Annotated in this window: 15 protein-coding genes; 7 read left to right on the forward strand and 8 right to left on the reverse strand. The window is 58.7% G+C overall.

Going from position 1 to position 13,908, the window contains the following annotated elements; translation table 11 throughout:
• Window positions 1-56 precede the first annotated feature (56 nt).
• Together ACR0KS_RS15210 and ACR0KS_RS15215 are read right to left on the reverse strand one after the other, a co-directional pair.
• Window positions 57-758: a helix-turn-helix domain-containing protein gene (locus ACR0KS_RS15210; RefSeq protein ID WP_170415739.1), complete on the reverse strand. Its 702-nt coding sequence runs from the start codon at window positions 756-758 to the stop codon at window positions 57-59.
• Complete coding sequence (locus tag ACR0KS_RS15215; RefSeq protein ID WP_170567257.1) at window positions 730-1,017, reverse strand: hypothetical protein; 288 nt, start codon at window positions 1,015-1,017, stop codon at window positions 730-732. Before ACR0KS_RS15215 ends, ACR0KS_RS15210 begins: the two co-directional genes overlap by 29 nt.
• 177 nt (window positions 1,018-1,194) lie before the next feature.
• Between ACR0KS_RS15215 and ACR0KS_RS15220 the strand changes: the two genes are divergently transcribed.
• The 4 genes from ACR0KS_RS15220 to ACR0KS_RS15235 all read left to right on the forward strand — a co-directional run bounded on the left by ACR0KS_RS15220 (window position 1,195) and on the right by ACR0KS_RS15235 (window position 5,128).
• Window positions 1,195-1,662, forward strand: a complete 468-nt coding sequence (locus ACR0KS_RS15220; protein ID WP_170567255.1) for a hypothetical protein — start codon at window positions 1,195-1,197, stop codon at window positions 1,660-1,662.
• Between the two features lie 109 nt (window positions 1,663-1,771).
• Entirely contained in the window at window positions 1,772-2,389 is a 618-nt protein-coding gene (locus tag ACR0KS_RS15225) for a ribonuclease HII (RefSeq protein WP_170567253.1), read from the forward strand.
• A gap of 107 nt (window positions 2,390-2,496) precedes the next feature.
• Entirely contained in the window at window positions 2,497-3,600 is a 1,104-nt protein-coding gene (locus tag ACR0KS_RS15230; protein ID WP_170567251.1) for a site-specific DNA-methyltransferase, read from the forward strand.
• Window positions 3,601-3,745: 145 nt separating this feature from the next.
• Window positions 3,746-5,128 (forward strand): adenylate/guanylate cyclase domain-containing protein, encoded by a 1,383-nt coding sequence (locus tag ACR0KS_RS15235; protein WP_170567249.1) that lies wholly within the window; start codon window positions 3,746-3,748, stop codon window positions 5,126-5,128.
• A gap of 82 nt (window positions 5,129-5,210) precedes the next feature.
• Here the strand turns inward: ACR0KS_RS15235 and ACR0KS_RS15240 are convergent, their stop codons facing one another.
• Both ACR0KS_RS15240 and mutY read right to left on the reverse strand, forming a co-directional pair.
• Window positions 5,211-6,347, reverse strand: a complete 1,137-nt coding sequence (locus ACR0KS_RS15240; RefSeq protein WP_170567247.1) for an alkane 1-monooxygenase — start codon at window positions 6,345-6,347, stop codon at window positions 5,211-5,213.
• 59 nt (window positions 6,348-6,406) lie between these two features.
• Window positions 6,407-7,462: an A/G-specific adenine glycosylase gene (gene mutY / locus ACR0KS_RS15245; protein ID WP_170567245.1), complete on the reverse strand. Its 1,056-nt coding sequence runs from the start codon at window positions 7,460-7,462 to the stop codon at window positions 6,407-6,409.
• An 81-nt stretch (window positions 7,463-7,543) separates the two neighbouring features.
• On the opposite strand from mutY, the gene ACR0KS_RS15250 reads away from it, so the two are divergent.
• Together ACR0KS_RS15250 and ACR0KS_RS15255 are read left to right on the forward strand one after the other, a co-directional pair.
• On the forward strand, window positions 7,544-8,050 hold the full coding sequence (locus tag ACR0KS_RS15250; RefSeq protein ID WP_170388792.1) for a DciA family protein: 507 nt from the start codon (window positions 7,544-7,546) through the stop codon (window positions 8,048-8,050).
• A 14-nt stretch (window positions 8,051-8,064) separates the two neighbouring features.
• Entirely contained in the window at window positions 8,065-8,727 is a 663-nt protein-coding gene (locus ACR0KS_RS15255; protein ID WP_170415726.1) for a DsbA family protein, read from the forward strand.
• Window positions 8,728-8,763: 36 nt separating this feature from the next.
• Here the strand turns inward: ACR0KS_RS15255 and lpxK are convergent, their stop codons facing one another.
• The 4 genes from lpxK to ACR0KS_RS15275 are packed head-to-tail and all read right to left on the reverse strand — an operon-like array spanning window position 8,764 to window position 13,114.
• Window positions 8,764-9,762, reverse strand: coding sequence for a tetraacyldisaccharide 4'-kinase (lpxK, locus tag ACR0KS_RS15260; RefSeq protein ID WP_170567243.1), 999 nt, complete (start codon window positions 9,760-9,762; stop codon window positions 8,764-8,766).
• 4 nt (window positions 9,763-9,766) lie between these two features.
• Window positions 9,767-10,984: a glycosyltransferase N-terminal domain-containing protein gene (locus tag ACR0KS_RS15265; protein ID WP_170388789.1), complete on the reverse strand. Its 1,218-nt coding sequence runs from the start codon at window positions 10,982-10,984 to the stop codon at window positions 9,767-9,769.
• Complete coding sequence (locus ACR0KS_RS15270) at window positions 10,981-11,781, reverse strand: 3'(2'),5'-bisphosphate nucleotidase CysQ (protein ID WP_170567241.1); 801 nt, start codon at window positions 11,779-11,781, stop codon at window positions 10,981-10,983. The genes ACR0KS_RS15265 and ACR0KS_RS15270 overlap by 4 nt, the downstream gene beginning before the upstream one ends.
• A complete protein-coding gene (locus ACR0KS_RS15275; RefSeq protein ID WP_170567239.1) occupies window positions 11,768-13,114 on the reverse strand; it encodes a TldD/PmbA family protein in 1,347 nt (448 codons plus the stop codon). Before ACR0KS_RS15275 ends, ACR0KS_RS15270 begins: the two co-directional genes overlap by 14 nt.
• A 199-nt stretch (window positions 13,115-13,313) precedes the next feature.
• On the opposite strand from ACR0KS_RS15275, the gene ACR0KS_RS15280 reads away from it, so the two are divergent.
• Window positions 13,314-13,823, forward strand: coding sequence for a hypothetical protein (locus tag ACR0KS_RS15280; RefSeq protein ID WP_170567237.1), 510 nt, complete (start codon window positions 13,314-13,316; stop codon window positions 13,821-13,823).
• Window positions 13,824-13,908 lie beyond the last annotated feature (85 nt).

The raw sequence follows: 13,908 nt of genomic DNA on the forward strand, positions 1-13,908 counted from the left end.
TTTCCAAGGGGCTGGGTCAACAGATTTCCAAACAACGGGTGTGCGTCCGCGCGTGCTCAGACCATCTGAATCACGTCCTTCTCGATGGAAAGCATATATCCTTTTTTGGCGATGTTCTTGACCAGCAACTCACTGACCATCTGGTTGCCCAGAGCATCGCGCAGCCTTTTGATCCGCGTGGCACCGGCGGCTTCTTCGCAATCAGAGGCGTCTTTGCCGGAAATAACGGCCTCGATCTGCGCGCCGGACAGCATTTCATCGTCCAATCTTGACTCGGCCAGAACCGCCAACGTCTCCATCGCGGCGGGTGTCAGTTTGAAGTCCATGTTGTTCAAATAGACCGTGTTTTCTTCGCGGCTGATCAGCAAAGACGTGACCTGAATGCCGGTCCTCTCAATCTGGGCCATCCGACGGTTCAGCAGGACGAGCATAACCAGAAACACCAGGGCGGTGACCAGCATGGCAGTGGCAAACACCAGCAGCACAAAAATGACCATTCTGTAACTGGACAGCGTATCTGCAAAGGCCGTCCCGGATTGCGCGAGGATTTCCAGCAGGCGAATCTCGGCCTGCGAGGTCAGGTCGCTTTCGATGAACAGACGTTCCACGCGCGCGTTAAATGCGTTGGCATCGGGGAGTGTCCAGAACAGGAAAACCGCCGCCGTTATCAGAATCAGAACGATGGCCGCGATACCTGCGCCAACCAGTCTTGCACCTGACCGCCGGGCCTCAGTAACGGAGATAGAATTTTCCGGCATTGGCCTTCCTTTTGTCCAACCCATCCGGCCCAAACACCGATATCACGTTCAGCAAGGTCCAGCCCGACCCGCGCAGGCGCTGCGAGACCTCTTTCTTTGCCTTGCCTTTTTCACAAGCCGAAACCTGCATGACGCCGTAATGCAGGCGCAGTGGATTGTCCTGCTTGGCTTTGTAGTCGGCATAGCAATCAGCCGCAGATGCAGCAGTGCCGACCGATATCAGGGCCAAGACAGCCAGAGAAGGGAGGATCTGTTTCATAGGCTGCATCCTGCGCATGGGTCACCCAGATATTCAATAACGCAAGGGCGTCTCGGGCATTGATATTCGATATCATCCGCCCGTTATTGCGTGTCTTCCAGGGGTGCCACCAAGTTTGATGCAAGAAATTCGACCGCCGCGTCGGATCGTCTTTGCACTCGAAAAAGGACAAGCATTATGCACCGGAAATTCATCGCGCTTATCGTTGCCACTGCTATTGCCATCACCGGCGTCTCGGTCTCGCAGGCTCGGGCCGCGGACGCGAGGGACATCCTCGGAGGTCTGGCCGCCATCGCGCTGATCGGCGCAGGTGTTCACTATTACAACAAAGAGAAAAGCCAAGCGCGGGTCAGTCGCACCCAACCGCCAGTTTACCATGCCAACCCAAACAAACCGCACTACCCGGTGCGTCCCCTGCCGCACCGGGTTGCGAAGTATGACCTGCCGCAAAAATGCCTGCGGACCTACGAGAAATATTCATCAAAGCGGCCCCTGCTTGGACCGAACTGCCTGAGCAAGCACTACAAACACGCCAATAGCCTGCCGCAAGAATGCAAGGTCGGTTTCTGGAACGGCAAAAAGGTCAAACGTGCCTATGAGCCTGCCTGCCTGCGCCAAAAAGGATACCGCGTGGTTTACCGGTAATCGGTTTCGAGCAGGAGCGGCGTCACAGAAGCGCCGTGGGGAGGGGGCAGCGCAGTCTGCCCCTTCCTTTTTACTTGCGGTTGGTCTTGAAACACGGTCTTTCCAAGGTATGACGAAACCTGACTACGAACTGGAAAAGGCCGCCGTTGCGCAGGGCTACACGCGGATCGCGGGCGTGGACGAGGTTGGCCGTGGGCCATTGGCAGGCCCGGTCGTAGCGGCTGCCGTGATCCTGAACGCCGATGACATCCCTGACGGGCTGAACGATTCAAAGAAACTGACAGCGAAACGCCGTGCCGGTCTGGATGCTGAAATACGTGCGCGGACAGAGTTCGCAATAGCCGAGGCAACGGTCGCAGAGATCGACGAGCACAACATCTTGCGTGCCTCGCATCTTGCGATGGAGCGGGCGGTGGCCGCGCTGGACCCGCCGCCGGACTATCTTTTGATTGACGGAAACTTGATTCCGCGTGGGCTGACGATCCCCTCTCAAGCCGTTGTCAAAGGCGACGCGCACTCGGTGTCGATTGCAGCCGCATCTATCGTTGCGAAAAACTGGCGTGATCAGGTGATGGTGGATTTGGCGCAACAGCATCCCGGCTATGGGTGGGAGACAAACGCCGGTTATCCGTCAAAACAACACAGGGACGCGCTGCAAAATCTTGGTGTGACCCCACACCATAGACGTTCGTTCAAACCCGTACACAATATCTTGTATCAAGGGTAAATTGTAAGCTGCTGATTCAAAAAAGAAATTGACGGCGAATCGTCTTTGACTCATCCTTGTCTCAACCAAATGAGCGCAAAAGCGCCGTGGATACTTGAGGCAGTAAAATGACAATAATCACCAAAAAGGGCGCAAAAGCGCTCCCTTTAAACACGATTCTATCCGGGGACTGCATCGATGTGATGAACAGTCTGCCCGAGGCGTCGGTTGACCTGATCTTTGCGGATCCGCCCTATAATTTGCAGCTGAAAGGCCAGTTGCATCGCCCGGATAACTCTCAGGTGGATGCGGTTGATGACCACTGGGATCAGTTTTCCAGCTTTGCAGCCTATGACCAGTTCACCCGCGACTGGCTGAAGGCGGCGCATCGTTTGTTGAGACCCAATGGCGCGATCTGGGTGATTGGGTCGTATCACAATATCTTCCGTGTGGGCTCGGCCCTGCAGGACGCGGGATACTGGATTTTGAACGACGTGGTGTGGCGCAAGTCGAACCCGATGCCGAATTTCCGCGGCAAGCGGTTCACCAATGCGCATGAGACGATGATCTGGGCCAGCAAACGCGAAGGCGCGAAATACACCTTCAACTATGAGGCGCTGAAGGCGCTGAACGAAGGTGTGCAGATGCGCAGCGATTGGGTGCTGCCGATCTGCACCGGGCATGAACGCCTGAAAGATGAAAACGGCGACAAGGCGCATCCGACGCAGAAGCCGGAATCGCTGTTGCATCGGGTTCTGATCGGCTCGACCAACCCCGGTGATGTGGTGTTGGATCCGTTCTTTGGTACCGGCACGACCGGGGCCGTCGCCAAGATGCTGGGGCGTGAGTTTATCGGGATCGAGCGCGAGGAAAGCTATCGCAAGGTGGCCGAGAAACGCATTGCCAAGGTTCGTAAATTCGACCGTGAAGCGCTGGAAGTCAGTGCCAGCAAACGCGCCGAGCCGCGCGTGCCGTTCGGTCAATTGGTTGAACGCGGCATGCTGCGCCCGGGTGAGGAACTGTATTCCATGAACCAGCGTCACAAAGCCAAGGTTCGCGCCGATGGCACGCTGGTGGGCAACAACGTCAAGGGCTCGATCCATCAGGTCGGGGCGCAGCTTGAGAATGCGCCGTCCTGCAACGGCTGGACCTATTGGTGCTTCAAGCGCGACGGCAAGACCGTGCCGATCGACGTGCTGCGTCAGCAGATCCGGTCGGAGATGCATAACTGATTTCACGAATACCGCCGGTGCCTGTGGCCTGACACAAGGCACTAAGCCTTGCCCCGCCGATCCCGGCGGGGTCTTTTGTTTTCTTCCCTTTCCAGTTCCGATATGAGCCTTTAACAGCTTGCAGCGCACCGAAGGAGTCTCAGCAATGTCGGACACCACAGCCAGTGAATCGCGCTTTGGACGGTTTTTCGTAACGCGCCCTGACAGCTACGATATGGATAATAAGTACACCGAAGCCGCGCTTGAGAAGCACAAGCGCGAGGGGCTTGTTCTGGCTGTCAGAGCCCGCTGGATCGCGATGGGTCTGACAGGCATTTTGTTGATCTTCCTGAACCCGCAATGGGAAGTGCTGTGGTATCACTTCATTCTGCTTTTGATCTGCGCAAATGGGTGGCTGATCCGCAAGGCCGGTCAGGTTGGGCAATCGCGCACCGAGCTTCTTTTGATCTTTGTGGACCTTCTGATCATGACGCTGGGCATGATCGTACCCAACCCCTTCAGCGATGATGTGCGGCCATTGGCCATGCAGTACCGATTCGACAACTTTCAGTATTTCTTCATCATTCTGGCTGCGGGAACGTTGGCCTATTCATGGCGCACAGTCGTCGCGATAGGATCGTGGACAGCATTGGTGTGGACGGCGGGCTGGCTGATTGCGTGGTGGGTCTCGACCCCGATTCCGGGCTTAAGTGAGCGTGTCGCGCAGGCTTTGTCAGGCTACCCAGACGTTGCTGAGCTGCTTGATCCCAACAGCTTTATGCCATCGCAGCGGATTCAGCAGGTGGTCGTGTTTGTGATGGTCGCCGTGACGCTTGGGGTTTCGATGCGGCGGCTCAATCAACTGCTGTTGACCAATGCTGGGCTGGAGCGTGAGCGCGCAAACCTGTCCCGGTATTTCTCGCCGAATGTGGTCGATCAGCTCAGCCAGAATGACGAACCTCTAAAACAGGTACGCAAAGAAAACATTGCGGTTCTGTTCATCGACATTGTCGGATTTACCAAATACGCCGCCGGGCGCGACCCCTATGAGGTGATCGAGGTTCTGCGCGGTTTTCACGCCCGTATGGAGACCGAGGTCTTTCGGCATCACGGGACGTTGGACAAGTATCTGGGCGACGGGTTGATGGCCACGTTCGGTACTCCGGTTCCAACCCCGTTGGACGCCACAAACGCCGTGGCCTGCGCTCGGGACATGGTGCATGTGGTCGACCGTTGGAACGTCGAACGGAAACGTCAGGGCGAGCCCGAGATTCAGGTAGGCATTGGTGTTCATTATGGATCGGTCGTTCTGGGCGACATCGGCGCAAACAGGCTGGAGTTCGCCGTCATCGGCGATGCAGTCAACGTAGCGGCCAAGCTCGAGGCATTGACTCGCGAGTACAGTGCGCGCGCTGTGCTGAGCGACGAGGTGTGCGCGAAGCTGACCGAAGAAGGCCAAAACCTGCCGGACCTGATGCGAGGTTTTGCCAAGCGCGAGAACCAGGTTGTGCGCGGCGTCGAGAAGCCCATGGATGTTTGGGTGCTTTAGGGTCGGTCTCCCGCCGAATTTACGTGCATCCAAGATGCAACTAAATTCGTTGGGCCGGGCAGCGCGCTGATGCGCGCTGAGGTCAGGTTCTTGGCAAAGGGTTGCACGACGCGTTGTAGGGCGCCCAATCGGTGATTTCGGGATAGTATTGCCGTCGCCAGGCCCGAACGCGCGGGTTCATGACTCGGCGCCAAAGTGGGGGCACCATCGCGGCGACCGTCATCACCGGATAGCCAAATGGAAGTTGCGGCGCGGTGTCTTCCGAGTGGTGCTGCAACAGCGGGAACCGGCGGTTGGGTTTGTAGTGGTGGTCCGAGTGCCTTTGCAGGTTGATCAGCAGCCAGTTTGACGCCTTATGTGATGCGTTCCACGAATGGCGCGGCAGAACGTGTTCGTATTTCCCATCGCCCAGATGTTTGCGGGTCAGCCCATAGTGTTCGACGTAGTTGACCAGTTCGAGCTGCCAGATGGCGACACCTGCCTGAATCAGGAACAGGGCCAAGCCCGACCAGCCGCCAATCAGAAACGCCAACAACAGCATGCCGCCCTGCAAGGTCCAATACCGCCAGAAGGGATTGGCGAGGTCGGTCCAGCGGCGGTCCTTACGAGCCAGCTTGTCCTTTTCAGCGCGAAACGCCGACACTAGGCATTGGCGCAGAACGCGGGGGTAGAACCGGTGAAATCCTTCGTTATAGCGCGCGGTCACGGGGTCTCGGGGGGTGCCGACAAACCGGTGATGGACCAGCAGGTGTTCGGACCGGAAATGCGAATACAGCACCATCGCCAAAAGGATGTCTCCCAGCCAGCGTTCCAGTCGCCCTTTCTGGTGCATCAATTCGTGGCTGTAGTTGATGCCGATCGTGCCTGAAAGGACCCCCATGCCAAAGAACAGGCCTATTTTTGACAGTGATGACAGGTGATTTGTGTGCGTCGCGTACCAGATGAGGCCATAGAGCGTCAGGAACTGCGCCGGAACCCACGCCTTGGTCAACAGGATGTACCACCGCAATGTAACGTCAGAGGTGTCAGGATCCGCGTTGCTCAATTCCAGACCTGTCAGCCGGTCCAGTAATGCAAAGGCCCACCAGGTCGACAGCGGCACCAGCAAAACCCACCACCCGCCCGCAAATGCGGTGATCCAGATCAGCGGGATCAGCAGGAAAGACACCCAGAACGGGAGGGCGGATTGCCAGCGGCTGGGGGATTCTGCTGCGGTCATCGAGTGGCTCCGAACGATTGCGCCAAGATTAGTCCTAGTCCGATATTCCGCACAATGGGTTACCGTTCGCGCCAGAGGTCGTACGCCTTGCGCATGACGGTTGGCAGATCGCTGGGTTGAAACCTGTGTTTGTCCACGACAAGCAGGTCATTCGGAGGCAATCCTTGGGGAAGCGAGGCGGTCCAGATCCGCAGGATCAGATGGAAATGAGTAAACGTGTGGCGCACCTCACCCGATAGCTGTTGCCATTCTGCTGGAAACGGAGGGGAATTCTCAGGCGCGTCGGTCCAGTCCGAGCCGGGCCAGCCCAGCATGCCACCCAACAGGCCCTTGTCCGGTCGCCGTTCCATCAGCAGGTCGCCATTCGCAGCCTGAGCAATATAAATATGCCCGTATCGCGTTGGCTTTGGTTTCTTCGCTGTCTTACGTGGCAGATCAGCCTGAGTTCCGGCCGCGCGTGCAAGGCAGGGGTCGCGCAAAGGGCAAATACCGCAGGCCGGGGATTTTGGCGTGCAGATGGTTGCCCCCAGATCCATGACCGCCTGCGCATAGTCGCCGGGTCTGCTGTTGGGCGTCAGCAAGGCGGCATGTTCTTTCAATACCGGTTTTGAGCCCGGCAGGGGATCGTGAATATCGTAAAGGCGGGACATGACGCGCTCGACATTCCCGTCAAGCACAGTTTCGGGTCGGTCAAATGCAATCGCCGAGATCGCAGCAGCGGTATAGGGGCCAATGCCGGGCAGTTTCAGCAGGGCGTCATAGGTGTTCGGGAATGTTCCATCGTATTCATCTGTCACCACGCGCGCGCATTTGAGCAGATTGCGGGCGCGGGCGTAATAACCCAGCCCGGCCCACTCACCCATGACTTGATCGTCGGGCGCTGATGCTAGCGCCTGTACCGATGGCCAGCGAGTGGTGAAGCGCAGGAAATAGTCGCGCACGGCGGCAACCGTGGTTTGCTGCAACATCACTTCGGACAGCCAGACGCGATAGGGATCGGGCAGCACCCCGGCGGCCCGGTCCTCCGGTCCAACCCGCCACGGCATTTCCCGCGCATGGCGGTCATACCAGGCCAGCAATTCCTCGCTTACGTTCAAATCGGCAGAGTCACGCAAGTTTTATGTATCTCCGTGTCGGGTTTCGCTGGCGCCCAGTGTCCTGCCCTCTACAATAGCGGCGCAGGAGTTGGAAACCAGATGCAACGCAGACGTTCTTCGACCCGCGGGTTCAAACGCACCGCGACATTGCTGAACGACCAGATCAGGCACGCCGGTGAAAGCCGGGGTTTCGCCGTAACGCGCCTTTTGACTCATTGGGCTGAAATTGTAGGGCAGGACATGGCTGCGATCGCGCGGCCCGTGAATGTGGGCTACGGAAAGGGCGGGATGGGGGCTACGCTGACCGTGCTGACCACCGGACCGCAGGCTCCGATGCTGGAAATGCAAAAGGAACAGTTGCGCGGTAAGGTGAACGCCGTCTACGGCTATAACGCAATCAGCCGGGTGCGTATCACGCAAACCGCTCCGATAGGATTTGCCGAGGGGCAGGCCAGTTTCGACCACAAGCCGAAAGCGCCGAAACCCAAGATCGAACCAGAGATTGCGGCCGAGGCGGACCGGGCAGCGCAGGACGTGCATGATGGCGATCTGCGCGCAGCCCTTGAACGTCTGGGCCGTAACGTATTAACCAAGCAAAAACGTTGAGAAAGGGCTGTTGAATGAGCCGTATTGCAACCGGAATCTGCGCGGCTGTCGCCATAGCCGCTGGCGGCTATTGGCTGTCGCTGTCGAATTCCCAATCCGCCAACCCCCTGATCAGCAGCGCCGAAGCGCAAGAGGCTGATCTGGATACCTCGACCATCGTTGAGATGGTGCAGGGGGCGAACGACGCACCGGTCGAGGTTATCGAATATGCGTCCTACACCTGCCCGCATTGCGCAAGCTTCCACAAAGGGCCGTATAAGCAGCTCAAGAAGGACTTTATCGACACCGGCAAGGTCAAGTTCATCTACCGCGAGGTATATTTCGACCGCTACGGCCTTTGGGCATCGATGGTGGCGCGCTGCGGTGGGCCCGAGAAGTTCTTTGCCATTTCTGACCTGATCTATGACGGCCAGTCCGAATGGACTCGCGCCGGTGGCCCGACCGAAATTGTGGACGAGCTGCGCAAGATCGGCCGTCTGGCCGGTATCGGGAAAAACCAGCTTGAGGCTTGCCTTCAGGACGGCACCCGCGCACAGACGCTGGTCGCCTGGTATCAAGAAAACGCCGAGCGCGACGGGATTCAGGCCACTCCGTCTTTCCTTGTGAACGGCAAGAAGATCGACAACATGTCTTACGATGATTTCAAAAAGATCATCGAAGACGAGCTGGGCAGCTAACGCAAGCGCGACCGGTCCGCGAGGGCCGGTCGCTGTTCAAGGCTTCGGCGCGACCTCAAGCAGCATCTGTTTGACCTTGTCGCCTTCGTTGATTGCCAGCCGGACGGGAAGGGTAATCACCTTGCTGCGAAACGCGGCTGGCAAGCGTACCGCGTCTTTCTCGGTCGTCACCATCTGAGCGCCAAGAGCGCGTGCTTCATTCTCAAGCCGTGTCATCAGCGCAGGGGTCAATGGCTGGTGGTCGTCCAGTGCCTCGGCACGCAAAAGCGTGGCCCCCTGCTGGCGAAGTGTTGCGAAAAACTTCTCGGGGTGGCCGATGCCAGCAAAGGCCAGAACGGGCGTGTCACTCCAATCCATCCCGGTTTGCAATGGCTCGACTGCGCCGGTCGCGCGCGGGACGGTCAAGCGGCCGCCCCATTGATCGCGGAACTGCTTTTGCGCGACAGCACCGCCGAGAGACAGCACAAGATCGGCGCGCTTCAGTCCAACGTCGACGGGTTCGCGCAAGGGACCAGCCGGAAGGCATAGCCCGTTTCCAAACCCTTTTTCCGCGTCCACGACAACGACCGAGAAATCCTTGGCCACGGAAGGGTTTTGAAACCCGTCATCAAGGACGATAACCGTGGCACCATCGGCTGCCGCGGCACGCGCACCCGCTGCGCGGTCCTTGGCGACCCAGACATCTGCGAAAGCTGCAAGCAACAGCGGTTCGTCACCAACCTCTGCGGCCGAGTGTTTGCCGGGTTCAACGCGGACCGGACCATCTAGCGATCCGCCATGTCCTCGGGTCACGACATGTGCCTTGTGCCACGCGTCGCGCAACTGTTCGATCACCCAGATCACTGTTGGCGTTTTACCTGTTCCGCCAGCATTCAGGTTGCCGACGCAAATGACCGGCACCCCCGGTGTCAGCCCAGAGTCCGAGGCCACCCGGCGCGCGGTTGCCGCCGCGTATATGCGCCCCAGCGGGGACAGCACGCGGGCCTGCAGGGAAAGTTTATTGGGTGCGGTGTTCCAGAAATCGGGTGCTCGCATGATCTCAACTCCGCTGATCCAGACAGTCCTGCACGATGTCGATTAGGTGGTCTGCCTGCGGTGCTCCCTCGGTTACGATTTGCCAACCCGCCAGCGCCATATCCGCCGCACGGTCAGGAGCCAGCAGCGCGACGACAGCGTCACCAAGTTCGGTGGCGCTTCTGACGGTGCGAGCCGCGCTCGCTCGGTCTAGTTGATCGTACAGTTGCTGGTGGCGATGCACAAACGGGCCGTGAATGATGGCAGACCCAAGCGCCGTGGCGGTCAGCGGGTCTTGGCCGCCAGCGCCCCGTTCCAGAGAGCTGCCCATGAAAGTCACAGCCGAAACGCGCTGCCAAAGGCCCAGGTCTTCGGGCTCTGATGACAGAATGACCTGGGTCGTATCCTCGATCGTTCCCCCGTCATCCCAGTTGACGCACCGCAGGTCCATGGATTCCAGGCGCTGACGTAATGGATCGGCCTCTGAAATGTCAGCCACATGCAGCACAAGCGCCAGTCGCGGCAGCATCCGCATTGCCTGACGATGGGCGCTGAGGACCGAGATGAACTCTTTGTCCTGAATCCAGGCTGCCAGCCAGACGGGGCGACCGGACAAAGCGTGCGTCATTTCGATTAGCTCGTCTTCTGGCCACGGGCGTGGATTGGGGCTGACATGCAAAGGTGGTGACACTTCGACCTTCGAGGAAGAAACTCCCAGGCGGCGTATGTGCCGTATCACGTCCGGAGTGGTCGCCAGGATGGTGTCGAAACAGTCCAGCGTATATCGGGTAATGTCAGGCAGCCACCGCCCCCCGCGGGCGACCTTGATATCGACCTCTGCCTCGATCAGGATCAGGGGAATTTCTCGCTCTGAGGCGCGGGTGATCAGGTTCGGCATGACGCCGCCGCCGACCCAAAGTCCGATATCGGGGTGCCAATGATCCAGAAACGCGCGCGCAGCCCCAGTCTGCTCGCTTGGCAGGGTGATCAGTGGATACATACAGGCATCCCATCGGGTCAGGTCGGCTTCTGGCGGGGCAGTCAGCACGACCGAAAGGTTCGGACGGGCTTGCTGCAATCTCTGGCAAAAATCCACAACGGCCCGCTGCCTTTCCTGCGTTCCGATGTGAATCCAAATCACCTCGCCCGTTGGACGAGGGACATAGGGTTGGCCGGTCGCGTTGGGCACACCCCACGACAGGATTCGATAGGCGGCCAGGCTAATCGAGCGCGGCTTGCTCATGAAGCGATGCCCGAGCTGTTCGGTTCAAGCTGCCCGAACAGTTTTTCATGAATGGGCGCGCCTGCTGCAATCACTCCGCTCAGGCGCGGGTGCGCATTGTTGAACCGCAAAGGTTGCCCCGATCTGTCCGAACAAACCCCGCCCGCTTCGCGTATGATCAGGTCCCCGGCGGCGATATCCCATTCCCAACTTGGACGAAGGGTCAGCATACCGTCGAACCGCCCTTGCGCGACAAGGGCCATCCGGTAGGCCAGCGAAGGGCGGTAGTTGCGCAGGAACTCGGGCGGCTGGCCCTGTAGCCAATGGCGCGCGTCCAGATTGGGTTTTGCAGCCAGTATTTCGGCGGACTTCAAATCGGTGACGCCCGAAACCCGTATTGGTGTTTCGTTCAGCGTCGCGCCTTGTCCTTTGGCGGCTGCGTACAGCAAGTCGCGAACAGGCAAGTAGATTACGGCCGCCGTCACCTCGCCTTCGTCTGCGATGGCAAGCGAATGTGCCCAGGTACGTGATCCTTCGGCAAAACTGCGCGTGCCATCAATAGGGTCGATGATGAACACCCGAGACTTGCTCAGTCGGTCCTGCGAATCCTCGGTTTCCTCGCTCAACCAGCCATAGTCAGGTCGCGCCGCGGGCAAGGTGTGTTCAAGCATCGCGTTAACGGCCAGATCAGCCTCGGTCACTGGGCCAGCACCGTCAGGCTTGTCCCACCGGCGCGCCGATCCTCCTGTATACCGGGTGGCGATCTTTCCCGCCTCCAGCGCGGCGTCGATGAGCAGGGGCAGGTCAGTTGCCGGCAAGTGTCATCCCTTCGATCAACAGGGACGGGACAACGCGGGACAGGTATGTCCGCGCGTCGTTTGCCGGAATGATCCGTTTGAGCATATCGCGCAGGTTGCCTGCGATTGTGCATTCATTGACCGGATAAGCGATCTCGCCGTTTTCGACCCAAAAACCAGACGCACCACGTGAGTAGTCGCCCGTGTTCGGATTGATCGTCGAGCCGATCATCGAGGTCACCAGCAGCCCTGTGCCCATGTCGCGCAGCAACTCTGCCCGGCTTTGATCCCCTTGTGTCAGGCTCAGGTTCCAGTTGCTGGGGGATGGAGGGCCGGATACGCCGCGCGCCGCGTTCCCCGTTGACGCCATATCGAGCTTGCGCGCACTGGACAGGTCAAGCGTCCAACCGGTCAGGGTGCCGTTTTCAACAATGGCCCTGCGGCAGGTTGGCAGACCTTCGGCGTCGAAGGGGCGTGATCCTGAAATGCGCGGGCGATGCGGGTCTTCGATCAGGGACAGGTGGTCGGGCAGAACCTGCTCACCCAGACAATCCGACAACCAAGATGCGCCTCGTGCGATCGCCGAACCGTTGCTGGCCCCCAGAAGATGACCAATCAGCGACGACGAAATACGCTCGTCAAACAGAACCGGAAATGTCCCCGTTGCGGGTTGGCGCGCCCCGACCTGTTGCACGGCGCGTTCTCCGGCGCTCTGGCCGATATCTGCCGGGCTGCGCAGGTCTGACTGGAACGTGCGGCTGTCGCCATCGTAGTCACGCTCCATCCCTGTGCCTTCGCCCGAGATCGCAACGCAGGATGTGGATCGGCTGCTGCGTACATAACCGCCGGAAAAGCCGTTTGTGGCGGCCAGATGGACGCGATGCGTCCCGTATGAGGCGGCCGCGTCAGAAACTTGTGTAACGCCCTGAACAGCAAGCGCGGCTGCCTCGGCCGCCAGCGCGTCCTGCATCAGGTCTTCGGCTGAAGGTTCAGGTGCCGGGTCAAAAAGTTCCAGCGCTTCAGTGTCCCAATTGGCCGCAAGCTGGTCAGATCGGGCCAGGCCAGCATAGGGATCCTCGGGCGCTTCACGCGCCATCGCTACGGCGCGTTCGGCCATGGCCGTCAGGGTTTCCGGGCGACTGTCCGAGCTTGAAACGATTGCTTGTCTCTGGCCGAGAAAAACGCGCAACCCCAAATCGGTACCTTCCGACCGCTCTGCGTGTTCCAGCGCCGCGCCACGTACCTCGACCGAGACAGAGGATCCGTCAAGCACGATGGTATCTGCCGCTTCGGCCCCAGCTTTACGGGCGGCTTCAAGCAAGACGTGGCTGATGTCTTCAGGTGTTCGGGTCATGGGGTCTCCGGTCTGTATATATTGGACCTAGCGTTGCGCTGCGCTGCTCGCAAGACCTGAAGCCGGGTATCAGTGGATCAGGAAATCAAAGAGTGGTGCAAATGGTGTCGTCGTACGCTCTATCCAATATGGCGGTTTGACTATGGAGTCATCGGATCGCTATCAATTGCAAAAATTTTCAGAGCTAGGAGTGCGCGGTTTGGCCCAGTTTTTTGTTGTCGACTTTGATGAACCTCATGTGGTTGCCACGGGCAAAGGGTCGAACAATATTATCAGCCAGTTCACGAGGGTCCTAACAAAGCTGCAAGTCCCTGCTGAAGTTTTACCTTTCCGGGAACTGATTGAGCGCGGACCGACGACCGATCCGAAAAGCTATGTTTTGCTGCATTACAACGAGCTTTTCGTCGTTCAGCATCAAAAAGTAGACTGGCTGCGCGCGCGCGAGGCAGAGCTTGCGGCTCTGGGTCACAAGGTCCTGCATTCCGTTGAACATGGGCGAGTCATTGGCCACAAAGTCCGCCAGAACAAGGTTTTGACTGCCGCCGGCGTTCCCATGCCCAAGTTGATAGAAGCGGGTGACAGTTTTCGCACAGTTTTTTCAAACGAAGTGTCAAACGCGCATGTTCCGGTTCAACTCGTGAGTGACGAAAGGGAACTGGATTCCTCGCGGTACAATACCGATTACATCAATTGCAGATACGAATACTAAGGTGAGCCTTGGCATATATCCATTCGCGCCATGGCAGTAGGCGAGCAGGTTTTGTTTTCGTGGATAAGAGCCGGAGAGGGACTCA

Source organism: Ruegeria sp. BC7, from assembly GCF_056539165.1.